This window comes from Burkholderia sp. PAMC 28687 (assembly GCF_001577465.1).
Lineage (GTDB): Bacteria > Pseudomonadota > Gammaproteobacteria > Burkholderiales > Burkholderiaceae > Caballeronia.
In genome coordinates this window covers 1,347,506-1,371,226 of the sequence record NZ_CP014506.1, presented here as the reverse complement: position 1 = coordinate 1,371,226, position 23,721 = coordinate 1,347,506, and the positions used below count along the sequence as shown (strand labels likewise).

Genomic DNA, 23,721 nt, shown 5'->3' with positions numbered 1-23,721 from the left:
AATGGCAATCTAGCGACTCTGTCCACGTATAAGGCGATGCGTCAAAGCGCGCGATGCGTACGTGGTTCAGGAATTCAAAATCGATGCGGCTGTATATATTATTCCGCTAACGGACGATCAAGGGCCGCATCCGGTTCCTCGCCAAACCCGGTGGTTTTGTCGTCAGCGCTGCTTTCGGAATCGCTTCCCGAAGACAATTGCTGGCGAGCTTTTTCCCAGTACTCGTCCGAGCGTCCTTCCGGACTGCCGTCTTGTTCCCACAGATAGAACGCAAGCGTGCGAATTTGCTCTTCTGACAATTGGACATCCATGATTTGCCCCGTCGAGGTTGAAAATCGGTCGCAAGGCGCGACCGTTTCGGGCTCGTTTGAGCCTGCTCAACGAGGCAGCAATACTCAAGCCAGCCGCGCCGCGATAGCTTCGCCGACCTCGGTCGTGCTTGCCTTGCCGCCGAGGTCGCCTGTACGCGGACCTTCTTTCAGCGTCGCTTCAATAGCCGCAAGGATCGCGTCGTGTGCATCGCGTTCGGGGCCTTTGGCGTCGCCCAGGAATTCGAGCATCATCGCGGCCGACCAGATCATCGCAACCGGATTGGCGATGTTCTTCCCCGCAATATCCGGCGCCGACCCATGCACCGGCTCGAACAGCGACGGAAACTTGCGGTCCGGATTAAGATTTCCCGAAGGCGCGAGGCCGATCGTGCCGGTACAGGCCGGACCGAGGTCCGAGAGGATGTCTCCGAATAGATTGGTGGCGACCACCACATCGAACCGGTCCGGGTTCAGCACGAAACGCGCGCACAAAATGTCGATGTGCTGCTTGTCCCATTTGACGTCCGGATAGAGCGCAGCCACTTCTGCGGCCCGTTTGTCCCACCACGGCATGCTGATCGCGATGCCATTGCTTTTGGTCGCGACTGTGATCTTTTTCTTCTCGCGGCGCTGGGCCAGATCGAACGCGAACTTCAGCACGCGCTCGCTGCCATGACGCGTAAAGACCGATTCCTGCAGGACGAATTCGCGATCCGTGCCTTCGAACATCACGCCGCCAACCGATGAATACTCGCCCTCCGTATTCTCACGCACGATCCAGAAATCAATGTCGCCAGCCTTGCGGTTCGCGAGCGGCGAGGGCACGCCTTCGAACAGGCGCGCCGGGCGCAAATTGATGTATTGATCGAATTCGCGGCGGAATTTCAGCAGTGATCCCCAGAGCGAAATGTGATCGGGCACGGTATCCGGCCAGCCGACCGCGCCAAAAAGAATGGCGTCGGCGTGCTGCAGTTGGGACTTCCAGTCGTCGGGCATCATCTGGCCGTGCTCCTGGTAGTACGCACAGCTCGCCCATTCAATATGCTGATATTCGATTGCGATGCCAAAGCGCCTGGTGGCCGCGTCGAGTACGCGCAAGGCTTCGGGCATCACTTCGGTGCCAATGCCGTCGCCGGGTATGACTGCGATCTTGTAGGTTTTGGTCATGAGGTGATGTCTCCGGGTTGAGAGGAACAGTCTATTCGATACACCTATTCTATTCCGTGGCGAACCGCTTAGAATCGGGTTTTCGGTTAAGCCACCATGCACGAAGCGTGAACAATGAAAACACCGCTTTCCCCGAATCTCGATGACCTTCGCGTGTTTTGCACGGTCGCCCGCAAGTCCAGTTTCAGCGGGGCGGCGGAGGCGCTGTCGGTATCGGCGGCGTATGTGAGCAAACGCGTCGGCGTGCTGGAAGCCGACCTGGGTACGCGTTTGTTGCATCGGTCCACGCGCCGGGTTGCGATCACGGAAGCGGGTGAGCGCGTCTACGCATGGGCTGAAAAAATCCTCGATGACGTCGATCAGCTCGTAGAAGACGTCTCCACCACGCGGCGTGTTCCGCGCGGCACGCTGCGAGTATCGAGCAGCTTTGGTTTTGGGCGGCATATCGTGGCGCCGGCGCTCGCGCGTCTCTCCGACAAACACCCGCAACTGAGCGTGAGGCTCGATCTGTTCGACCGTCTCGTCGATGTCGCCGGCGAAGGCTTCGACCTGGACATCCGTATCGGCGACGAGATCGCAGCGCACTTGATTGCAAAGCGGCTGGCATCGAATCATCGCGTGTTATGTGCTTCCCCGGAGTACCTGAAGCAGCACGGCGCGCCCAGGCAGCTTGCAGACCTGGCGAGCCACGCGTGCCTCGCGATCAAGGAACGCGATCATCCTTTTGGTTTGTGGCGTCTGCATGCGCGCGGCGAGCCGGTGTCGATCAAGGTGACAGGGCCGCTTTCGACCAATCACGGCGAGGTGGCGGTGCAATGGGCGCTGGCCGGGCGGGGGATCGTGTTGCGTTCGTTGTGGGATGTGCGGCCGCTGCTCGAAAGCGGGGAGCTCGTGCAGGTCCTGCCGGATGTCACGCAGCCGGCGAATGTCTGGGCGGTGTATCCGGCGCGGCTGGCGGCATCGGCGAAGGTGCGGGTATGCGTGGATTTTCTCGCCGATGAATTCGCTCAGTGGAGCACGCAACCACCTGAATGATGGACTGCCCTGTTGCGAAGAAAAAGGCTTTCGTCAAGCTGCCACCGCATCGTCCTTGCGCACGAACGCTTCGAAACTTTCCACGCGCATCGGGCGTGAAAAATAGAAGCCCTGATACGCGTGGCATCCCACGCTTGCAAGAAAATCACGCTGCGCCGGTGTCTCCACGCCTTCGGCAATCACGCCGAGTCCGAGGCTTTGTGCAAGCGCCACGATCGTGCGTGCGATGGCGGCGTCGTTGGGATCGACGAGAACATCGCGCACGAACGATTCATCGATCTTCAACTGATCGAGCGGCAAGCGCTTCAGGTATGACAGCGAGGAATACCCGACGCCGAAATCATCGAGCGAAAACACCACGCCCTTCGCCTTGAGCGTCCACATCTTCTGCACGATGTCCTGCATGTTGTCCACCAGCAGGCTCTCGGTGAGTTCGAGCTTCAGGCGATCCGGATGCGCGCCGGTCTTGCGGATGATCGTCAGCACCTTGTCCACGAAGTCCGGCTGGCGGAACTGCTGGGCGCTGACGTTCACGGCCATGGTCAGATGCGCCATTTCGGGTTGCTCCATCCATTGCGCCAATCGTGTGCACGCGCTTTCCAGCACCCAGTCCCCGAGCGCCAGGATCAGGCCGGTTTCCTCCGCGAGCGGAATGAACTCGGCCGGCGGCACAAGTCCCTTTTCCGGATGCTGCCAGCGCACCAGCGCTTCGGCGCCTATGACACGGTAGCTGTCCGTCGTGTTGTCGATCACGCCGTCGGTCACTTGCGCCTGGTAGTGCAGGACGAACTGATCACCTTCGATCGCGCGGCGCAATCCCGCTTCGAGCGTCGCGCGTTCGATCACGGCCGTCTGCATGGCGGGATCGAAGAAACACATTGCGTTGCGGCCGCGTTCCTTCGACTTGTACATGGCGAGGTCGGCCTGCTTCAGCAGTTCGTCGATGACCGTGTGATGTCCCGAGAACAGCGTCGCCCCGATGCTCGCCGTGCTGCGATATTCGACGTCGTCGAGATGGTACGGGTTGCCGAGAACAGCGAGAATGCGCTCGCCGATGATCTCCGTCTCGTTCGCCGCTTCCTGCGGGTTTTCATGCAGGCTACCGAGCACCACGACGAACTCGTCGCCGCCCACGCGCGCCACCGTATCGCTGCGGCCGACGCTCGCCGCAAGCCTTCCCGCCGCTTGTTGCAGCAGCGCGTCGCCCTTGTCGTGGCCAAGGGTATCGTTGAGCGTCTTGAAGTGATCCAGGTCGATGAACAGCAGCGCGCCGCATGTCTTCTTCTGCGCGCTGAGTGCGATGGCTTGCGTGAGGCGATCGATCAGCAGTGTGCGGTTCGGCAGGCGGGTGAGGGCGTCGAAGAAGGCGAGCTCGCGAATCCTTTCCTCCGCGATCTTGCGCTCGGTGATGTCGTGATGCGCGCCCACGTAATGGCTGACCACGCCGTCCGCGCCCGTCACGGCCGAGATGCTCAGCCATTTCGGATACACCTCGCCATTCTTGCGGCGATCCCAGATTTCGCCTTGCCAGCCGCCCACGCGGTTGATCGATTCCCACATCTCTCGGAAGAAGGCGGCGTCGTGCCGGCCGGACTGAAGCATGCGCGGCGTCTTGCCGACGAGTTCCTCCGCGCTGTAACCCGTGCATTCGATAAACGCCGAATTGACGCGCAGGATCCTGGTATTGGCGTCGGTGACCATCATGCCTTCCAGCGAATCGAATGCAACCGCCGCAATACGCAACTCCGACTCGGCGTGCTTGCGCTCGGTGATATCGCGCCCGCTCGTGCGAAAGCCCGTGAAGACACCTTTGGCGTCGGTGATCGGCACCCACGAAACCGACAGCCACACAATCGACCCGTCCTTGCGCACGCAGCGGAATTCGAGGTCATGACCACGATGCCCCTGCAGCCCCTTCTTGAATTCCGGCGCGACCCGCGGCATGTCTTCCGGATGGATCAGCGTGGCGGCGAAGTCGGACATGGCCATGCATTCTTCGACGGTATAGCCCGTGTATTGCCTGACCGACGGATTGATCCAGCGCGGCTTGCCGTCCGGTCCCCACCAGACTTCCCAGTTGACCGTGCAATCGGCGATGGCGCGAAACTTCTCTTCGCTTTCGCGCAATTCGCGCGTCATGGTGGAAGCAAGGCGCATCGCGCGTCCGTGGCCGGTCACGAGCAACCACGCGAGCAAGGCCAGCGTGATGCTCAGCCCCGTGCCCGTGATCGCGATGATCCATTGCGCGTTGCGCCCGAACCCGGTCTTGAACCCGTCTTGCGTGGCGAGCGACAGCGTCCAGTTATGGCCCGCGACCACGAGATATTCGCTGGCGGAGATCGTCTCTGCCGGAGGTTTCCTGCCGGAATCGGGTGATCGATAAAGCAACGCTGCAGCCGACGGCTCGACGCCGTCGTAGATGGCGAGCGACAGGCCGCGCGGCTGCTCGCCGTAGAGGCTTGCAATCACATCGCTCATTCGAAACGATGCATATACCCAGCCCGCCAGATGCGCCCGGCGCTGCGCAACGTTTTCCTGTGACTGGCCGCGCGTATAAACCGGCACGTACATGATGAAACCGGGCTGCGCGTCGGGGCCGTCGTCGACTGCGAGCCTGACCTTGCCCGATATCGCGGCCATGCCCGAGTCGCGCGCCTTTTCCATGGCCAGACGGCGCACCGGATCGGTCCAGGTGTCGAAGCCGAGCGGCGTGCGGCGGTTGCCGCCTATGTTGGGTTCGCGCTGGACGATCGGTGCGTAGTGATCGCGCGACCCTTGCGGCTCAATGCCGTAGTGGCCGAAGCCTTCCATGACCATGGCCTGGATATGCGCGTCCTTCTGCGCCGCCGATACCCACTTCACGACGCCTATTGCCTGGATGCCGGAGAAGTTCGCGTCGAGATTGAGCGCGCTGACATAGTCGCGCACGTTGTCGCGGCCGACATTGCCGCCGGCGGCAAACAAGCCCTGCACGCCGTGCAGCATCTGCTCGTAGGCGGCCATGCGCTGTTCTACACGGCTCACCGCGTCGCCGAGCGAGAAGTCGAACTGGGACAGCAATTCGCGCCGCGACGCTTGCTGTTCGTGATCCCACACGGCCCACGTGACGCTCAGCGCGGCAAAGAGGACCAGCAGAGGAATCAACAGCGGGACCAGCCGATGCAGCGACTGCGGCGAGAGGCCGGCACGAACCCAGCGGCGCGCCCGGGTCACTGCGGCGCCTTGAAATCGACCATGGCCTGCGCCAGATCGGGTTTGAAATACTTGCGGAAGATCCGCAGCACTGTGCCATCCGCGCGCATCTGGTTCACCAGCGCGCGCCACTTCGCCTGCTCATCGGGCGAAAGCGCTTTTTTCGACATGATCAAACCGTGCGGCACGGCAGGATCATTGAATTCGATGACCGTGGTGACATCGCGAATACGCTTTTCTTCGAGCGCGGGGTAATCGAAGGGCTCCATGATCATGCCCTGAATGCGGCGGTTGATCAGCGCTTCATAGAGAGGTTCGAGGCCGCCCGCCTGACTGACGCGATTTTTGGCGGCGAGTGTATCGACGAGTTTGTTGGCGGAATCGCTATAGCGGAAACTCCGGATGACGCCGAGCTGAAACTGGTCGCTGCGTTCGAAATCCGCCAGACGGTGCATGCCGGAATCTTTTCGGACGAGGAGATAATATTTATCGGTGAAATACCACGCAAACGTTGCAAAGCGATCGCGCTCTGCATTCGCAATGCCGGACAAGCTGAAGTCGAGCGCGCCGGATTCAATCAATTGCCAGATGCGCGCACGCGACATCAGGCTCACGTTGACCCTGCAGCCGCTGCGGCGAATCAGTTCATCTGCAAAGTCCTTGTCGATACCGGTGTCGGTATCGGCGGAATAAAGCAGACCGTGATCGTGCAATGCGAGCGTAAAGGGCCGGGAGCAATCGGGACCCGCCGCGACTGCGTTGCTCGTAGTCGCGCTCACTGTCGCCACCAGGCAGAAGAGCTTGAGCAGCATGCCGCCAAGACCATTTCTGATCACTGTGTCTCCATGGTGAATGAGTTGACCAAGAGCGCATCGGCTCAATGAGGCCCGGACGCTTCTTTGTTTAGCTAAGTGATTGACGTGTTCGTTTAGCAGATTTGCCGACAGGATGACACATCGGGCAGGCGAGAGTTTATTCGCAAATCGAAGGCACTTACGTTTGACGCCACGCAGTTTGATTAATTAATTATTTAAGCAGGCTTGGTGATCTGGACTCGCGTGCGGGATGCGGTCCAGGATTGGCTGATCTGGCGCTTTTGATTCGCCGTCAAATGATGAACTGCGGTCAAATGATGAACTGCGTAAAAGGCGCGGGCTTGAGCGCCCGCGCTTCTCGTACTACTTGGAAGTGCAGTGAGGGTTATTCGCTGCTGGTCCATTCCACGTTCGCACCCACTGAGCGCAGGTTTTCGACGAATCGCGGATGCGCGCGCCGGATAGGCAGCGCGTTGGTGATTTCCGAGCGGCCTTCAATACTTGCGGCAACCATCAGCAGCGCAATCGCCACGCGAATGATGTACGGGCTCTCCACCTTGGCCGGCGTAAGCGTGAGGCCGCCAAACGTGATCAGCCGATGCGGGTCCGACAGGAACACGTGCGCGCCGAACTTCGACAGTTCGCCGGACCAGCCCATGGCGCCGTCGTAGACCTTGTTCCAGAACATGGCGCTGCCTTCCGCCTTCACGCCAAGGGCGATGAAAATCGGCAGCAGGTCGACCGGGAGATACGGCCACGGCGCCGCTTCGACCTTGGTCAGGATGTTCTGCGTGAATGGCCGGCGCACGCGCAAGGGGCCATCGCGAACGGTGCGCGACCAGCCGTTGCTGTGCTCCACGTGTACACCGAATTTCGCGAAGGTCCGGTCGATCAGCGGAAACTGTTCCGGCGCCGTGTTCTTCACCGCAATGTCACCGCCCGTGATAGCGCCGAGCGCGAGGAACGTGGCGATTTCATGAAAGTCTTCGCTGAAACGAAATTCGCCGCCGCCCAGTTTCTTGCCGCCGGTCACGGTGATGCGTGATGTTCCGATGCCGTCGATCGCCACCCCGAGCATCGCGAGAAAACGGCAGAACTCCTGCACGTGAGGCTCCGATGCCGCGTTGACCAGCGACGACGTGCCATTCGCGGATGCCGCGCAAAGCACGAAGTTCTCGGTCGTCGTCACGGATGCATAGTCGAACCAGTGATCATTTGCGGTCATCTGCGATTCGACGCGAACGATCAGCGAGTCCGTCGTGCGCTCGATGCGCGCGCCGAAACGCTCGAATACCTCGACGTGCGGGTCGATCTCGCGCACACCCAACGTGCAGCCTTTTACGTCATTTTCCAGACGCGCGACGCCAAAGCGTGCGAGCAGCGGCGGCACCAGCATGATCGACGAACGCATCTCTTCCGGCAGCCGGTGTTCGACCGGATCGAACCGCGTGGCGTGATGGTGAAGCTGCAGGACGCCGGTCGTGAAGTCCATTGAAACGCTGCTGCCGAGCATGCGGAAAATGTCGAGGATCTTCTTGACGTCGGTGATGTCCGGAACGCCTATAAGCCGCAATGGCTGGTCGGTCAGAAGGGTGGCGCAGAGAATGGGCAGGACGGCGTTCTTGTTGGCGGACGGGGTGATTTCACCGCGCAGCGCAATGCCGCCGTGGACGATCAGGTTGGACATGTATGGGTGCCAGGCGTTTGAGAGCAAGGCGCATATGATGCCACCGCGTGCAACGTTTGCCGTCATGGGCCAGTCAATTTCGATGTCGATGTGTGCATGGCACGACATCTTGAGGTGCTTTTCAGAATCCGTACCCGGCCCCTATTTTCAGTCGCTTGCAGCCAGCGCTTTATTGTTAAGCAAAGCGTCGATGCGTTCGCGGTTTGCATCGCCCCAAGCGCATAGCGGCATCAGCGCACGGGCGAGCGTCAACCCGAATTCGGTCATCTGATAGTCGACTCTCGGTGGAATCTCGCCGTAGTCACGGCGCATGATGACGCCATCTTCTGCGAGTTCGCGCACTTGCTGGATCAGCACTTTCTCGCTGATGCCGGCGACGAGCCGCTTGAGCTCGCCGAAACGCCGCGGGCCGCCATTCAGATGAAACAGGACGATCGGTTTCCACTTTCCGCCGATTACCGATAACGCGACCTCGAGCCCACAACTGAAAGAACGGGTTTCCATGATGTCCTTGGCACATACCTTTAGGTAGGTACTAGCATAACAGAATGTACCCGCCCATAATGAATTCTCCAACTCATTAAAGGAGAACTCACATGGGCAAGCTCACAGGAAAAGTCGCGGTGATCACGGGCGCGAACAGCGGTATTGGTCTCGCCACGGCCAAGCGTTTCGCCGAGGAGGGCGCGCGCGTGTTCATGAGCGGACGGCGCCAGCAGGAACTCGACGCAGCGGTCGCGGAAGTGGGCTCGAACGCGCGCGGCATCCAGGGCGACGTATCGAAACTTGCTGATATAGACCGGTTGTTCGAGGTCGTCAAAAGCGAGGCGGGCAGTATCGATATCCTCTTCGCCAACGCAGGCGGCGGCGAATTTGCAGCGCTCGGCCAGATCACGGAAGAGCACTTCGACAAGACCTTCGACACCAACGTCAAGGGCACGCTCTTCACCGTGCAGAAGGCGTTGCCGCTGTTGAGGGACGGCAGCTCGATCATCTTGACCGGATCGACCACGGAAGTAACAGGAGGGGCATCGTTCAGCGTTTATAGCGCGACCAAGGCCGCGATCCGCAATTTCGCCCGAAGCTGGATTGTCGACCTCGCGCCGCGCAAGATCCGCGTCAACGTGTTGGTTCCCGGCGCGACATCGACGCCTGGCTGGCATGGCCTCGCGACCACGCAGGAAGCCAGCGACGAGATGATCAAGTACGTGCAATCGGTCACGCCGCTCGGACGTCTCGCCAAGCCCGAAGAGACTGCAAATGCAGCACTTTTCCTCGCCTCCGATGAAAGCAGTTTCGTAACGGGCAGCGAACTTTTCGTCGATGGCGGCTCGGCGCAAATTTGACACGGAGCGACCCCAGGGCGCTTCAGTAGCGGTATCATGACTGCTGTATATGCATACAGTGATCATGAGCGATCCGACTTCCCCGCAACCTGCGAATTTTCAGCGCCGGTTTTATTACCTCCTGAATTTCGAGCGCGCGCTCCAATGGCTTGCGGATCGTTACGACGACCTCTGGGCTGAAGAGGAGCGGGTTTTCCTGCGCGAATTTCCGGCGTTGCCGCTCGGGTCGCGGGCGTTGCTGGTTCGCATGCTGATGCGCGTGGGACCGCATTTCCGCGCAAGCAAACTGCTCTACGATGAAATCGGATGCCCGCTCGAAGCGCTCGCGCCGCTCAATGCGCTCGGTTGGGTGGACGCAAATCCGCCGCTTACGCTCGACCAGGTCTTCGGTCTTCACACGAAGCCCGAGCTGACGAAGATCTTCTCGCTAAATCCGGCCGCCGCGAGCGCGCGCAAGTCCGAGCTACAGGAATCGCTTTCGTTCCTGCATCCCGGCGAGCGGGTTTATCGCGACTGGCATCCGGGTGCATGCGACGTCGTCATGCGTTTGAATGTGACCGCGTTATGCGAGCGCCTGAGGCTCATGTTCTTCGGCAATTTGCGCCAAAGCTGGGCCGAGTTCGTACTCGCGGACCTCGGGATCGTGCGCTACGAGCGGGTCTTGCTCGAACGGTCGTCGCGCGCTTTCCAAACCCGCGCGGATATCGATGTGTTCCTGGCCGTGCATGCATACCGCGACATGCTCGATACCATCGATGACGTGCCGTCCATCGAAGCCATGATTCCCGAGATCGAAGCACTGGCTTGCGATCACGGCTGGCTGGACCAGCGCCGGCAAAAATTGTTGTATCGCGTGGGGCAGTACTGCGAGCGGCTTCGTCACTGGGATACGGCATTGGCCGCTTACAGGTCGTGCGCGTTTCCGGGTGCGCGGCACCGGCGCATGCGTGCGCTGGAACAGGCGGGTTTTCACACCGATGCATACGTCCTGGCGCTTCAGGCGTGCAGCGAGCCCGAAAGCGAGGAGGAAGCGCAGCGCGTCGGGCGCATGCTTCCACGGCTTCGGCGCAGGCTTGGGCTTCCCATCGAGCCCGCGGGCATGGCGCGAACCGTTGAACGTATCGATGTTGTCCTGCCCATGCCGGCCCAGCCTGCTTCGGTAGAAATGATCGTTCGCGATGCACTCAGCGAACCGGGCGCGGGCGTGCATTACGTCGAGAACACATTGATCAATTCGCTCTTCGGGCTGCTTTGCTGGGACGCGATCTTCATGCCGCTGCCGGGCGCATTTTTCCATCCGTTCCAGCGTGGTCCCGCGGATCTCCATTCGCCGGGCTTTCATGCGGCACGGCGCGACGCGTTCGACCAATGCCTTGCTTTACTCGATACCGCTCAGCACGAGCACGTGATCCGGTCGGCGTTTGAATTGAAGGCGGGCGTTCAATCTCCTTTCGTTCATTGGGGAATGCTGACAGCCGAACTGCTGGAGCAGGCGCTGCTTTGCTTGCCCGCCGCACATATGAAGTTGTGGTTTCGCAGGCTTTTGCAGGATATTGGCGCTAACCGGACGGGGTTTCCGGACCTGATCCGCTTCTGGCCGCAACAGAGGCGCTACGAAATGATCGAGGTGAAGGGGCCGGGGGACCGTCTGCAGGATAACCAGACGCGCTGGCTCGCGTACTGCGCGGCGCACGATATGCCGGTGCGCGTCGTTCATGTGAGATGGGCGGAGACGCTCAGAAAAGCAGTTGTTTGACGGTGTCAATGGACCAGGGAGTTGAAGTGGCCTTTGCCGGATGACGTAACCGCACCTTTGAAGCAAACTCGAAGGTCGAGAATCCATGCCGGTTGAACTAAAGCGCTGGCGGGCATTTTAATAATTAAGCACTCTAAACATTTTGCGCCGGCCTGAACCGCATTCAAAGTGGTTTTCGCCCTGCACTTCTCTCGTTAGACCCGCGCTATTGGAGAGCGCAAAATACGCAAGTCGAGAACTTAGCCGGGTCCGGAAAAATATGGCGCTTAACACGTTTGGCGGACTGTGGGATTCAGTCGAGCGCCACCGCAGCAGTGTTGTCCTGCGCCTGCTCGCAACGGTTTTTCTGTTTAGCTGCATGGTGACGTTGATGCTCACGGCGCTGCAGCTTTATCGCGACTATGACCGGGGCATGGCGCTGATCGAAAGCAGGCTCGCGCAGATCAACGAGAGTTATCGCGGCAGCCTGGGCGAAGCGCTCTGGCGTCTCGATCGCCCGCAACTCGAGCTGCAGCTCGACGGCATTCTCCGTCTGCCCGATATCCGGATTGCCGAAGTCACCGAGATCATCGCGAGCGATACCTCCATGGTCGTCGCCGCCGGCGAACGTACACTCGGGCCGGTGATCGTGCGGAGCTTCCCTGTCGTGTATCGGATTCAAGGTCACGAGGAAATGATCGGCACGTTGAAAGTGGAGGCGACGCTCACTAACCTGTACCGCGAGCTGTATAAAACCGCGCTGGTCATCTTGCTGAGCCAGGCGGCGAACACGTTCATCGTCACGCTCTTCACGTTCTATATTTTTTCGCGTCTCGTGACGCGGCATCTCGCGGCGGTGGCGCGGCGCGTGGAGAGCTACGACTTCCGGCAGGCGCCGCAAGCCTTTGCGTTGCAACGCAAACCGCCGCGTCATCCGGACGAACTCGAGCGCGTGGTGGCATCGTTCGATGCGATGTCGGCACGGCTTTATCGTGCGTATATCGATGAACGCGAAGCCGCCGAAGGCCGCGAAGCGCGGCATGCAGCGGAAGCGGCGAATCGTGCGAAGTCCGAGTTCATCGCCAACATGAGTCACGAATTGCGCACGCCGCTCAACGGCATTCTTGGTTACGCGCAGGTGCTGAGCCGCGATCCGGCCTTGAATGAGCGCCAGCGCGATGGACTCGGCGTGATCCAGCGCAGCGGCGAACATCTGCTGGCGCTGATCAACGACGTCCTGGACATCGCGAGGATCGAGGCGGGGAAGGTGCCCTTCGATATCGTCGCCGTGCCGCTTGCGGGTTTGCTCAACGATATTCGCGAGATCATCGGCGTGAAGGCGGAGCAGAAAGACCTGGTATTCGTCTGCAATGCCGCGCGGGGTGTGCCCGAGGCTGTACGTGCCGATGAACGGCGGCTGCGCCAGGTCTTGCTTAATTTGCTCGCCAACGCGGTGAAGTTCACCGACCACGGCAGCGTGAGTTTGCGCGTGGCAACGCTCGTGGATGGCCGTGTTCGATTCACGGTGGAGGATACGGGCATGGGTATCGATGAAGCGCAACGCGAGCTGATCTTCGAGCCCTTCGAGCAAAGCGGCGACGAACAACGGCAGCGTGGCGGCGCGGGGCTTGGTCTTGGCATCAGCCGGCAACTCATGCGCGCGATGGGCAGCGAAATCATCGTCGAGAGCCGCAAGGGAGAGGGCAGCACGTTCTGGTTTGAACTCGATGCGGCCACGCCGGCTTGGCTTGTCGTGCAATCGCCGACGGTGCCCGCGCGGGTGATCACGGGCTACGCGGGCGCGCGCAGAACGGTGCTCGTGATCGATGATGCGCCCACGAATCGCGCGGTGGCCGCCGTCATGCTGGGGCACATCGGTTTCGCGGTGCTCGAAGCGGAAAGCGGCGCGGAGGCGGTCGAGATCGCCCGGCGGACCACCCCGGACCTGGTTCTCACCGACGTGATCATGGGCGGCCTGGACGGGCTGCAGACCATTCATCGCCTGCGTCTCATGCCGGGAATGAGCGAGGTCCCGGTAATCGCGATGTCCGCAAGTCCTTCCGGCGGCGACGAACCACGCAGCCTCGCTGCGGGCGCGAATGCGTTTATCGTCAAGCCGCTTCATCTGGACACGCTGCTGCACAAGATCGCGTCGGTGACGTCGATTGAATGGATCCATGCGCCAACGGCGATTATCGAGCCGTCTGAGACCTTTAGCGCGCCAATGCCATATATTCCTTTGCCGCTTGATGAACTCGAAGTGTTGCATCGCCTGGCGCGGCAAGGGAACATGCGTGAAATCGTGCTATGGGCCGAACGCATCACGCATCTGGACGCCCGTTACGGCGCGTTTGCAGCAGAGCTGCGCGCGCTGGCGAAGGGGTATCGGACAAAGGCAATCGTGCAGTTCGTGGAACAGCATCTTGAAGGGAGACACGCGTCATGAGCGATACGGCAACAGTTGCGGTCGAGGCGCCCGCGGTCCTGATCGTGGACGACATGCCGGCGAACCTGAGCATCATGGTCGAGAGTCTGGAAGACCAGGGGTATCGCGTGCTGGTTGCACTAGACGGACTGGAGGCGCTGGAACGCGCGGCGTTCTCGCAACCGGACCTGATCCTGCTCGATGTGAAGATGCCCGGCATCGATGGCTATGAAACTTGCCGGCGCCTGAAAGCGGACAGCGATACGAACGAGATTCCCGTGATCTTCATGACGTCCATGTCGGCAGCCGCCGATGTCGTGGAAGGGCTCGCGGCGGGCGGCGTGGATTACGTCACGAAACCCATTCGCGTCGATGAAGTGGTTGCGCGCATTGGCACGCATCTGTCATTGCGCACGTTGCAGCGACAACTCGTCACGCGCAACCTGCAATTGCAGCATGAGATAGCGGTGCGTCAGGAAACCGAGCGCAAGCTATGCGAAGCACGCGATGAGCTGGAGGCCCGCGTCGCACAGCGAACCGAGGAACTTGCGCGGGCCAACCTGAGCCTGAATCTCGAGATCATCGAACGTAGAGGCGTCGAGGCACGGCTCAAACAAAGCGAAGCGCGCTTTCGTGCGATCGTTGAAACGAGTCCGGTGCCGTTGTGCATCACGTCCATGCCGCAAGGCGAAATTCTTTACATGAACCAGCCTTTTCGAAGGCTCTTTTCATTCGATGAGGCGCAGGCAACGGGCAATATCGTCGACTTTTATGGAGCGCCGGGTGAGCGCGATCCGGTTGTTCGCAAATTGCGCAGCGAGGGCAACCTGCATAACACTGAACTGCGCTTCAGGCGCCCTGATGGCACATCGTTCTGGGCCGTGGCGAATGCCCGCGTTGCAACCTACGACGACGTTCCCGCCATCTATGTAGGCCTCTACGACATCACCGCGCGCAAAGCAGCCGACGAAAAACTGCGCGCAAGCGAGGCGAGTCTCGCGAACGCGCAGCGCCTTGCGCGCCTGGGCGACTGGGCGTGGGACAGCGCGCAAGGGGTCACGCACTGGTCGTCGGAAATTTACCGGATTCTCGGTGTTGTCTGCTCACAGGTCAAACCGTGCTACAGCGCTTATCTTGCAGCGGTTCATCCCGACGACCATGCCGCTTTCAGGCGGGCGGTGCGCGTGCTGATGTGCACGGGGAAGCCGTTTGGTATCGATCATCGTATCGTCGGACCCGATGGCGCCACGCGGATCGTGCGGCTGCAAGCGGAACATATGCAGGCCGATGAGGGAAGCCCGTGGGGTATCGTGGGGACCGTTCAGGACATCACCGAGCACAAGCGGACCGAGGAAGAACTGCTTGCGTCACGGGAGCGGTTGCGCGAATTGTCGGCCTATCTCGAAGCGATCCGCGAAGAGGAAAGACGGCGCATCGCCATGGAAATCCACGACGAACTCGGACAGGTCCTGACCGCGCTGAAGATGGATGTTGCGCTGCTGAAGATGCGCCTTGTGGGTGATGCGAACGTCAAGGCAAACACCGATCCTGAAGCCACGCGCAAGATCGACGACATCCGCGAACTGGTCGAAAAGACGATCTGGATGGTGCGCAATGTCGCGAGTCATTTGCGGCCTGCTGCGCTCAATTTCGGCGTAGTCTCGGCGCTCGAATGGCTCGCCGAGGACTTCGCACGGCGTAACGGCATGCCATGCCAGCTCGTCGTGCGCGGTGGCGAACCCGTGCTTGCCGATGCGTTTTCCACCGCCGTATTTCGCATCGTACAGGAGTCGCTGACGAACGTATCGCGGCATGCGGAGGCGTCTCGCGTGACCGTAACGCTGGTGAGCAGCGATGTCGCGCTCGATCTGCGCGTAAGCGATGACGGCAAGGGCTTCGACGCTGATTCCGCGCAAGGCGGTTACTCGTATGGCCTGCTCGGCATGAGCGAACGCGCGAGACTGATCGGCGGGACATTGCAGATAGACAGCGCGCCGGGCGCGGGAACCATGGTGTCGATTCACTTACCGCTCGACGGCGGACGGGAACAATGATCAGTATTTTCATAGCCGATGACCACGCAATCGTACGCAGCGGACTCAAGCAGATCGTTGCGACCACGACCGACATCCAGGTGGTGGGCGAAGCAGCGCACGGCGCCGATGTAGTGGACAAGCTGCGTGCCTGCCACGTCGATCTGCTGATGCTCGACATGACCATGCCCGGCATCAGCGGCGTGGACCTGATCCGGCGTGTGCGGGCCGAGCAGCCGGCGCTTCCCATTCTCGTGCTGAGCATTCACAACGAAGGGCAGGTCGTTTCGCGCGCGTTGCGTGCGGGCGCAACGGGTTATGTCACGAAGGACAGCGATCTCGAAGTGCTGCTTGCGGCCATTCGCAAGCTCGCTGCGGGCGGACGTTTCATTGATCCGAAACTCGTGGATGCAATCGTTTTCGATGCCCCATCGAACGACGGGCCACCGCACGAGATCCTGTCGGACCGCGAATTCCAGGTGTTACGGATGCTGGCTGCGGGCAGCAGCATCAACGATATTGCCGACGCCCTCTCGCTCAGCGCCAAGACCATCAGCACACACAAGATGCGGCTCATGCAGAAGCTCGGCCTCAACAACAACTCGGAAATGATCCGATATGCTGTGAGGCACGGTTTGGTGACCGAATAGCGATTGATTCGCCGTGTCAGGAAATCCTGATAGGAGAATCAGGAACCGCCTAGGGGAAAATCCGCTTCCGCCGACTGGCAAATCGAGGCCGAATAATTAATATGAAGCTGTATGAAACGATGCGTCCATCTGAAACGCGTTCCAGCGCTGTATTTCCGTTTCATTCCCGATGTTCGCCTGGTTGAGTTGCGGAGATCCTATGGCCGATCGATCCGGAGTGGCTGAAGAGTTGATGCTGGTCGATTTGAAGGAGTGGATAAGTCTTTGGTACGACCGCTCCGTCGCCGCGAAATTCATCCGGCCGCCATTCCGGCTGGATGATCCGACCGCCGAGCGTTTGCAAGGTTATTTTGAAGTGGGCTTGAGCCCGGACGATGCCGTACTGGCGTTTTTCGGCGTCATGCACTGAGTGTGCGTGTAGTCCAATCCCTGACCGTCTCTCAGTTCTAGCCCATCCCTCGGAAGCTAGAATTTTAGAGCGCCATGTCCGCATGGCGCTTTTTTTTCGCCTCGGTTCTGCGGTTCTGTTAAAGCGCCAAATCGTTCAAAAACAGGATCGATAAACTTTCGTTTGTATATCTTTAAATTACAAAGCGGTAATAAAAATAGCCCGATGCTTCGTTGCCTCGCAAAATTTCATTAAAAGCCCTAAGCCAACTTAGGGTATGCGCGGCATTCTATTCATCGCGGTTATTATTCTTTCTTTCGAAAAATGACAGGCCGAAACATATCGGCTTGATCGGCGTGCGGGCGCTCTGCGACTCCCGCGCCGCCAAAGCACCTCCTCCTCCCCACATCGAATGCCGTTCCACGGCAGCCGATGTCGTGTCTTCTCGAAACGCATGGTGGTTCGTGGTAACTGCGGCTCGTTTTGTACTTGCGTTCCTGTCGCTTTATCGTCTTCAACCCTACGAACCTTTCCATGTCTATCAAGAAGAAAGCTTGTCGCGCACTCGTCATTGCCACCTCGCTTGCCGGCGCGCGCCCTGTGCTGGCGCAAGAGACGCCGGCCGCCGCGCCCGCGCCAGCGTCCACGTTGCCGGCGATCAATATCAACGCGCAGACGGACCGCACGACCTACGATACGAGCCGCTCGAAGACCGCGACCAAAACCAGCACCTCGCTCATGGATGTGCCGCAAACTGTCACCGTGGTGCCGCGCGTGCTCATCGAAGAACAGAACGCCACCTCGATTCAGCAGGCGTTGCGCAACGTACCCGGCGTGGGCTTCTCGGTCGGCGACGGGCAGCGTGATCAAGTCACGATTCGCGGGTTCAGCAGCATCACGGACCAATACGTCGATGGCATTCGCGACGACTCGCTGTACTACCGCGACCTCTCCAACGTGCAGAGCGTGGAGGTCTTGAAGGGACCCGCTGCGGTGCTGTACGGGCGCGGTTCGGCAGGCGGGCTGATCAACCGGACGCTGAAGAAACCCGAAGCCGATCCGCAGCAGGAAGTCGGTGTGTCGCTTGGAACCGAGGGCGAACGTCGTGGCGAATTCGATATTGGACTGAATGCCAACGACGCAGCACGTTTCCGCATAACGGGCGCTGGCGAGAACTCCAACAGCTTTCGCGATCAGTTCCAGTTAAACCGCCAGGCGATAGCGCCGTCGGCTCAATTCAAGCTCGATGCCAACACCACGCTCAATCTCGAAGCCGATTACCTGCATGACCGCCGAACCTCGGACCAGGGCCTGCCCGCTTATCTCGGGCGGCCGGTCGACGTGCCGCACAACACGTACTATGGCTCGGCGAATGCTGCGAACACGTCGTATAACGACATCACGGTGGAAAGCGCGACGGCGTCGCTGGACCACCGCTTCAACGACTCGCTGTCATTCCATGCAGCCGTACGCACGTATGACTTCTCGCTCGAGCGCAAGAACTACGTCAACTACGAACCGATCAAGACAGCCGCGAATCCGGTCGTGACGCTCGACGAGTCGACGCGTTTTCGCAACGATCATGGCGTTGACGGCATGTTCGAACTCACGCAGAAAGCCACGCTGTTCGGCATGAAAAACGAGGTCTTGTATGGCCTGGAATTATCGCAACAGCAAAAGTTCGACACCATCTATACGAACAAGAACGTCGCGACTTACAACCTCTTCAACCCGCAACAAATCGATCTTCCCGGCATCAAGCCCGGTACCCTTGCGAGCACCAATGGCTCGACGGTAATTGGCCTTGCCGGGCTGTATGCGCAAGACCTGATCTCACTCACCGAGCACTGGAAAGTGCTTGCCGGACTGCGCTTTGACTACATCGACCAGACGCGCCGCGACTATACGGCAGCGGGCGTGAACCTCGCGCGTACGGATCGTGCGTGGAGCCCGCGGGTGGGCTTGATGTACGAGCCGCTGGAGTGGGTGACGTTGTATGGCACATATAGCCAGTCGTTCTCGCCGCTGGCGGATACGCTCATCAGCAACGGCGTGGTCGCTAATGCGTCCACGCTCGAGCCGCAAAAGACCACGAGCTTCGAAGTGGGTTCGAAGTTAGACCTCGGCGGACACGCGAGCGCGAGCGTCGCGTTGTTCGACATGAAGCAGACCAACCAGCAGATCGCCGATCCGACGAATCCGTCGTTCTCGCTGCCTATCGGCACGCAGCATTCGCGCGGTGTGGAGTTGTCGTTTGCGGGGGAGGTCGCGCCGAAGTGGTCCGTGTTCGGCGGCTATACCTATTTGAACGGGAACGTGCAGGGTTCGCCGCAGGCAACCGCTGCAGGCATCTCGTTGCACGACAGCACGCCCGGTCTCTCCCCGCGGCATAGCGCGAGCATCTGGATCAAGCGCGATCTGCCTTACGGCTTTTACGTAGCGGGCGGCAGCCAGTTCCAGTCGGCGCGCTTCACGTCGGCAAGCGACCTGGTCACGTTACCGTCCTTCGTGACCTTCGACCTTGGCGCCGGTTATCACGGCAAGAAGGTCGACGTCACGTTGACGCTCGATAACCTCTTCAACCGCAACTACTTCATCTCCGCGCACGGCAACGCGGACATGAGCAACATGCCAGGCGATCCGCGCACCTTCACGGTGTCGGCGCGCTGGCGGATGTAATCGTTCGAAGCGGCAGCGCGATGCATCGCGCCGCCGCTTTTTGCGCGCTTGTTTATCCTCGGCCCACGAAGGGCATCTTCGCCGGCATGACCGTGTGAAACAGAATGTTTGCTTCCAGCGGCAAGCTCGCCATATAACGCACGGATTGCCCGACAATGTTCACATCGAGCATCGGCTCAGCGGCAATTTCTCCATTTGCCTGCGGCACACCCTTCGCCATGCGCGCGGCGAGATCGGTCTGCGCATTGCCAATATCAATCTGGCCCACTGCAATGTCGTACTTCCGGCCATCGAGCGAGGCGGACTTCGTCATGCCTTCAACGGCGTGTTTGGTCGCGGTGTATGCAATGGAATTCGGCCGCGGCGATGTCGCGGATATCGAACCGTTGTTGATGATCCGGCCGCCCATTGGCGTTTGCGCGCGCATCACGCGAAACGCTTGCTGGATGCAATAGAACATGCCGTTGAGATTGATATCGATGACCGATTTCCATTGCTCGACGGTCCAGTCCTCGAACGGTCCCGGCGGGTTCGATACGCCCGCGTTGTTGAAGAGCAAATCGACGCGGCCATAGGTGTCGACCGCCGTGGCGAACAGTTTCTTCACGGCTTCTGGATCCGCCACGTCGCAGGGGCAGGGCAGCACGCGGCTGCCTTCAGGCGCGTCGCTGGCAAGTTGTTCGAGCGGTTCGATACGGCGTCCCGCGGCCACCACGGTCCAGCCGTCCTGTAGCAAAGCAAGCGATGCAGCGCGGCCAATGCCGGCTCCGGCGCCGGTGACAATGGCGATGCGGGCGCGACGGTCGGGTTCTGAGTTCACGGCGATGTTCTCCTGAGTGGGTCTCTGTTTATTGATTGGCGAAAGGGAAAACGTAAGGTGTCGCACACAGGCAGATGATCGCTTTATTTTCACATTGCTGCAGGGCTTGGGCAAGAATCGGTTTCGTGGAATCATCAAGCGCCACAAACGACCGCCAAAAAAATGAGGGAATGACGAACCTGGTGTTCGTCATTCCCCCGCTCAAAGCTCAGGTCCTGCAGTTGTTCTTACCAGCTGAACTTGTACCCGACCTGACCAAACACACCCCGGCGATAATCCCCGCCAATGTTGCGCGAGTACTTCACGTTGGCATACATCTCCGACGACTTGCCCATGCTCGTGGTCAGTCCCACGCCGAGTTCGTACCACGTCTTCGAGAACGCACCGTTGAAGGTCGATCCGTCGACCGTCGTGTTGCCCGGAGTCAGGAAATCGCGCAGCACGTCGGCCGTGAAGTAAGGCGTCAATGCACCCGTCTTCGTGTCGTTGGTCAGGTTCGCCTTGAAGATGCGGAACCCGGCGCGGCCGCGCAGCGCGTTGCTCGATGTGCTGCCTACCGGCGAGATGCCATCGTTGAAACCATTCAAATGCAGGTACTGATACATCAACTGCGCCTGCGGTTCGATCGCAATCGTCGTCGAGCCGATCAGGAACGGCTTGCCAACTTCGCCAGAAAGACCCGTGCCGTAGCCGTTCTGCGAAGCGCCGCCGCCGTAGACATCGCCGTACTTGTTGCGATAGTGGGTCAGTTGCGCGACGGCGTCGAAATAGCTGCCGTCCTTCAGGTACTTCGTCCAGTAGCCGCCGAGCGATTGTGCTTGCGTTTCCACTGAACCGGTCCCCGTACCGAGCGTCGGGTTCAGGCTGCGCGCGCTGTCTTCGAACGTGGCCGAGGTCGAGCCGATCGTCAGCGTCACGCCGGCGTGCGTGCTGCCGCCTGCCGGGTTCGAAGCCAACGTCCAGTCCTTGCCGAACTGCGCGAAGAACGTGCGTTCATCGGCGGAGAAACGGTCGCCCGAATTGGCATCGAGGTTCTGGCCACCGATGCGTCCCCACACGCCGTTGTCGTGCGTGCCTTGTGCTTTCTCGAGATTGGCGATGTCACCCACGCGCTCATGCAGACGGCTCAGGATCGCGAAGCCGTAGTCGATGTTCAGCGACGGTGTCAGCGCATATCCGATGACGGCCGGACGATACGCAATCGGAGCGGACGGCGTGGGCGTCGTGCCCGTGCCGCCGATCACTGCGACGTCGTTAGGGGAAGCGGGCGTGGTCGTAACCGGCGGTGTCGTCGCCGGCGGCGTTGTTGCCGGAGGCGTTGTTGTAACCGGGGGCGTCGTAACGGGCGGCGTTGTAACCGGAGGCGTCACGGGCGGCGTTACAGGCGGCGTCACCGGAGGTGTGACAGGCGGCGTGACCGGCGGATTCTCCAGCGATGAACGCAGGTAGAAGTCGCTCGGCCGTCCCGATCCGCCTTGGTACAGCAGGTACTCATACGCGCCCGCCTGAACCGGCGCGGTCATGTGGAACGTTCCGGATGCCGCCGTGCCATTCACCTGCACAACCTTGATACCGTCGCCAACGGTCAGCGCGCCAAGGCCGGTCGGCTTCACGATCACGGTTGTATCGCCGCTTGCGTTGCCGCCAATCACGAGCTTGTCCGTGAACTGGTTCGATGCTGCGCCGCCTTCGTTCATCACCGTGTTGACGATCAACTTCGCGTTGTTGCCCACGTAATTGCCGCTGACGTTCAGCACATTGCCTGTCGTGCCGGATGCAGCCGCGAGGTTGATCGTTGCGTTGTTCGTGAGGTTGCCCTGGATCAGGAACGAGCCCGTCGAGCTTGCCGAGAAAGCCGGCAACGCATTTGCGACCGCGATCGTGCCCGAGTTGTTCACCGAGCCCAGGACCGTGCCGAAGCCGCCGAGTGTCGCGCCGTCGGCAACGGTCGTCGTGCCTGAGCCGATCGTCGCGCTCGCGTGTTGCGCGTCGCCGACTGCAAGGGTGCCGCCAAGCACGTTCGTGTCGCCATAGGTGCTTGCGCCGTTCATCGTGAGCATGCCGCTGCCCAGCTTCGTCAATGCGCCTGAGCCGGTTACAGCCTGCGAAAGGGTCGACGAAAACTGCTGCGTGTCGATGGTCCCGCCGTTCGTGCCGATCGTGATTGCACGGGTGGCCGCGAGGTCGAGATTGTTGCCGAGCTGCAGCGTGCCGCCGTTGAATGTCACGCCGCCGGCGGGAGCACCCAATGCGTTATCGGCACTGATGTTAACCGTGCCTTGCGTGATCAACGTGCCGCCTGAATACGTGTTGCCGCCGGGCGCCGTCGGCGCCAGCGTCAATGTACCGGCGCCGGTTTTCTCGATGGAACCCGTGCCGCTCAGCAAGCCCGCATACGTGCCATCGTCGGTCTGTGCGAAACGCACGAGCCCGTTGTCCGTGATCGCCGACGGCAGGCTTTGCGCGCGCGCTTCGAGCGTGCCGGGGGCGTCGACGGTGAACTGTCCTGCGTAAGCGCTGTTGTCGCCGGTCAGGATCAGCTTGCCGTTCGCGACTTCCGCCGTCTGCACGTCGGGCAGGATGCCGTTGAGCGTCCATGTGCCGGTATCGTCCTTGATGAGCGTCTGGAAGCCGGCAATGTACCCGCTCACCGATGTGTCGAGCGTTCCGGTGCCGGCGCCGCTCAGGATCAACTGGTTGTTGCCCGTGCCGCCGTCGACGCTGCCTTGCACCGTCGAGCCGGTGTAGATGCGCATGGTGTCATCGCCGCCCGAGAACAGGAGGTTGCCGATCACCTTGCCTTTGTTCGTGAAATCGACAGCGCCGTCGCCGCTCGATCCGATCGCGTTCACAGGCGCTTCGATCACGCCCGTCTGCGTGTTGATGACCGTGTTGCTGCCCGACGTGTTCTGAAACCAGATGGCCGCGGCGTTCTTTGCCTGAATCAGGCCGCTGTTCGTGATGACGTTGCCCGTACCCTGCAGGTTCACGGCTTCCGCAATGTCTTCAGTGCCTTTGGACAGCACCTTGCCGCCGGCTTCGACCGTCAGTGTGCCGTTGTTCTGGAACTCGATGGTGTTGGTGCCCGTGCCGTAGAAACCGTGCAACTCGACTGCATGGTTGCTGACGGTGCCGCCGGACTTCACGGTGATGTTGGCGCGGTCGGCGAGACTGATTGCCGATGCGTCTTGTGTATTGATGAGCGCACCCTTCCTGACGACGACTGTGCGGTCGTCGTTACCCGGCGCATTGCCCGTACCGATCGTCGTTGTCTCTGGCGAGCCGGCACTGCAAACAGTGTATTGACCATTCACTGCGCACGCGGCTGCCGCAGCAATCGGGTTGAGAAGAAACGGAATGAGCAGCAACGACGGTGCAAGCGAGATCGCTCGCGTACGAACAGGATTTGACATGGTACGCCCCGGTGTTTGTTATTTG

General features: G+C 60.5%; 16 protein-coding genes. 8 read left to right on the top strand and 8 right to left on the bottom strand.

Features of this window, described 5'->3' with window-relative positions:
• Positions 1-98: 98 nt before the first annotated feature.
• Together AX768_RS21435 and AX768_RS21430 are read right to left on the bottom strand one after the other, a co-directional pair.
• A complete protein-coding gene (locus tag AX768_RS21435; protein WP_062002017.1) occupies positions 99-311 on the bottom strand; it encodes a DUF2934 domain-containing protein in 213 nt (70 codons plus the stop codon).
• Between the two features lie 84 nt (positions 312-395).
• Positions 396-1,478 carry a tartrate dehydrogenase gene (locus tag AX768_RS21430; RefSeq protein ID WP_062002016.1) on the bottom strand — a complete coding sequence of 361 codons (1,083 nt, stop codon included), beginning with the start codon at positions 1,476-1,478 and terminating at the stop codon, positions 396-398.
• 114 nt (positions 1,479-1,592) lie between these two features.
• On the opposite strand from AX768_RS21430, the gene AX768_RS21425 reads away from it, so the two are divergent.
• Positions 1,593-2,513, top strand: coding sequence for a LysR substrate-binding domain-containing protein (locus AX768_RS21425; RefSeq protein WP_062002015.1), 921 nt, complete (start codon positions 1,593-1,595; stop codon positions 2,511-2,513).
• A 33-nt stretch (positions 2,514-2,546) separates the two neighbouring features.
• Here the strand turns inward: AX768_RS21425 and AX768_RS21420 are convergent, their stop codons facing one another.
• The 4 genes from AX768_RS21420 to AX768_RS21405 form a co-directional block, all read right to left on the bottom strand.
• Positions 2,547-5,678, bottom strand: coding sequence for a bifunctional diguanylate cyclase/phosphodiesterase (locus AX768_RS21420; protein ID WP_062002398.1), 3,132 nt, complete (start codon positions 5,676-5,678; stop codon positions 2,547-2,549).
• 44 nt (positions 5,679-5,722) lie between these two features.
• Positions 5,723-6,541 carry a substrate-binding periplasmic protein gene (locus AX768_RS21415; RefSeq protein WP_062002014.1) on the bottom strand — a complete coding sequence of 273 codons (819 nt, stop codon included), beginning with the start codon at positions 6,539-6,541 and terminating at the stop codon, positions 5,723-5,725.
• Positions 6,542-6,905: 364 nt separating this feature from the next.
• Positions 6,906-8,207, bottom strand: coding sequence for a UDP-N-acetylglucosamine 1-carboxyvinyltransferase (locus AX768_RS21410; protein ID WP_062002397.1), 1,302 nt, complete (start codon positions 8,205-8,207; stop codon positions 6,906-6,908).
• A 147-nt stretch (positions 8,208-8,354) separates the two neighbouring features.
• Positions 8,355-8,711, bottom strand: coding sequence for a winged helix-turn-helix transcriptional regulator (locus AX768_RS21405; RefSeq protein ID WP_062002013.1), 357 nt, complete (start codon positions 8,709-8,711; stop codon positions 8,355-8,357).
• A gap of 92 nt (positions 8,712-8,803) precedes the next feature.
• On the opposite strand from AX768_RS21405, the gene AX768_RS21400 reads away from it, so the two are divergent.
• The 7 genes from AX768_RS21400 (at position 8,804) to AX768_RS21370 (ending at position 19,463) form a co-directional block, all read left to right on the top strand.
• Positions 8,804-9,553 (top strand): SDR family NAD(P)-dependent oxidoreductase, encoded by a 750-nt coding sequence (locus AX768_RS21400; protein WP_062002012.1) that lies wholly within the window; start codon positions 8,804-8,806, stop codon positions 9,551-9,553.
• 64 nt (positions 9,554-9,617) lie between these two features.
• Positions 9,618-11,309, top strand: coding sequence for a VRR-NUC domain-containing protein (locus AX768_RS21395; RefSeq protein ID WP_062002396.1), 1,692 nt, complete (start codon positions 9,618-9,620; stop codon positions 11,307-11,309).
• Positions 11,310-11,568: 259 nt separating this feature from the next.
• Positions 11,569-13,734, top strand: a complete 2,166-nt coding sequence (locus tag AX768_RS21390; protein ID WP_062002011.1) for a hybrid sensor histidine kinase/response regulator — start codon at positions 11,569-11,571, stop codon at positions 13,732-13,734.
• A complete protein-coding gene (locus AX768_RS21385) occupies positions 13,731-15,767 on the top strand; it encodes a hybrid sensor histidine kinase/response regulator (protein ID WP_062002010.1) in 2,037 nt (678 codons plus the stop codon). Before AX768_RS21390 ends, AX768_RS21385 begins: the two co-directional genes overlap by 4 nt.
• Positions 15,764-16,396: a response regulator gene (locus AX768_RS21380; RefSeq protein WP_062002009.1), complete on the top strand. Its 633-nt coding sequence runs from the start codon at positions 15,764-15,766 to the stop codon at positions 16,394-16,396. Before AX768_RS21385 ends, AX768_RS21380 begins: the two co-directional genes overlap by 4 nt.
• Before the next feature lie 199 nt (positions 16,397-16,595).
• The gene (locus AX768_RS21375; RefSeq protein WP_062002008.1) at positions 16,596-16,805 is read left to right on the top strand and encodes a hypothetical protein; all 210 of its coding nucleotides are present in this window, start codon (positions 16,596-16,598) and stop codon (positions 16,803-16,805) included.
• Positions 16,806-17,318: 513 nt separating this feature from the next.
• Positions 17,319-19,463 carry a TonB-dependent receptor gene (locus AX768_RS21370; protein WP_062002007.1) on the top strand — a complete coding sequence of 715 codons (2,145 nt, stop codon included), beginning with the start codon at positions 17,319-17,321 and terminating at the stop codon, positions 19,461-19,463.
• 52 nt (positions 19,464-19,515) lie between these two features.
• Here the strand turns inward: AX768_RS21370 and AX768_RS21365 are convergent, their stop codons facing one another.
• Both AX768_RS21365 and AX768_RS34500 read right to left on the bottom strand, forming a co-directional pair.
• A complete protein-coding gene (locus AX768_RS21365) occupies positions 19,516-20,283 on the bottom strand; it encodes an SDR family oxidoreductase (RefSeq protein WP_062002006.1) in 768 nt (255 codons plus the stop codon).
• A 227-nt stretch (positions 20,284-20,510) separates the two neighbouring features.
• Positions 20,511-23,696 carry an autotransporter family protein gene (locus AX768_RS34500; RefSeq protein ID WP_062002005.1) on the bottom strand — a complete coding sequence of 1,062 codons (3,186 nt, stop codon included), beginning with the start codon at positions 23,694-23,696 and terminating at the stop codon, positions 20,511-20,513.
• Between the last annotated feature and the right edge of the window lie 25 nt (positions 23,697-23,721).